General features: G+C 29.4%; 2 protein-coding genes. Both read right to left on the reverse strand.

The features are described from left to right. Positions 1-31 precede the first annotated feature (31 nt). Positions 32-199 (reverse strand): hypothetical protein, encoded by a 168-nt coding sequence (locus V7138_RS25010; RefSeq protein WP_335402697.1) that lies wholly within the window; start codon positions 197-199, stop codon positions 32-34. 298 nt (positions 200-497) lie between these two features. Beyond that, complete coding sequence (locus V7138_RS25015; protein ID WP_335402699.1) at positions 498-773, reverse strand: hypothetical protein; 276 nt, start codon at positions 771-773, stop codon at positions 498-500. Between the last annotated feature and the right edge of the window lie 570 nt (positions 774-1,343).

The raw sequence follows: 1,343 nt of genomic DNA on the forward strand, positions 1-1,343 counted from the left end.
TTGATTTGTTAATTTACTTAAAGAAGTAAAATTATTTTCCCCATAGTCTGTCAATATCAAGAGGAACAATAACTTGCCCATTTATTTTTTTATGAATAATTGGGTTACTAAAGGAATCGACATCGTAACTGTGCTTATTAGAAGATCGAGGACGAACATCTATACCTAATAAACTTCGAATGGTATTCCTATTTGGCATTAAAATCATCTCCTTATATAGGTATTGATGTAATTTTTTGCTTCTAGAGTATAAAAAATACCTATAAAAAGATGAAAATTTATCCTTAAATGAAGTAAAAAGCGCCATTAATGAGGGGGGAAATAAAAGAAAGTCCCTAGACTAAGTATTAAAAAAACAAATGTCCAAGGATTTCTTTATTACTATTTTAATTGAATGAATCATACGCTTTCAACAATATGCAGCAAATTACAACAAAAGTATTATGTCGTAATTCGAAGTCATATTATAGTTTGTGTTATTAGAGTGCAATTCCAATTTATTTACTTGTCCTATAAACATTTATCGCTGTTTTTAATGCAGCGTAATTGCCAATGGCTGCGTAGCCGTAAAACCATCCCATAAATATCCCTGATGCTAAGTTATTACGGTGACTAATAAAAATTGAGATTATTAGACCAAGTACTAATGCGACAGTAGGAATAAATTTTTTTGGTATACGCATAAAAACCTTTATTAATTGGGTAAAAGTCATTACAACCGGAATTGCGATAACTGCATCCCAGAAGTTTGTTTGTATTGTTGGGAAATCCAATTTTTGTCACCTCTTAAGATATATATATCCTTAATAAAAAAAATTAAACAAAAAATTAAAAAATGATTATTTCGTAGTTCGAATAAAATTTGAAGTAAAAGCACTTTCTTAACTAACGGTGCAGGATTGTGCAAGAAGGATGATATTAAATCTACATTATAAGATAAAGTTATTTCTATTAAAAAAAGAGGTGGTGGGTGATGAATTTTGGAGCGTGGATTTTTTTCATTGATTTTTTAATAGGGTTAATTTTGGCTGTTAAAAACAAAAGGATGACAAAATTGGATATGTCGTTATTCATTGCTATTGTCCTCGTGTATTACTTAATTGCTTATTTGTTTGACAATAAAATGCTAAGTCCTTTTATCTTCAAAGAGGATAGTTTCATAATTAGTTTTGTAGGGTTAATTTTGTTAATCGGTACTTTTCTTTTGGTAAGATATATAATCAATAAATTCAAGAAAAATTAGAAGTTGATCTTCAAGTAACGGGTGTTTCACTTGAAGATCGTTGAGGTACTGGACGGTTTTTTTTCATATTGAACTAAAGCTGCAGTTTAGCATTCCTGTA

Source organism: Bacillus sp. JJ1533 (genome assembly GCF_036965045.1).
In the GTDB taxonomy this organism is placed as follows: Bacteria; Bacillota; Bacilli; order Bacillales; family Bacillaceae_L; genus Ferdinandcohnia.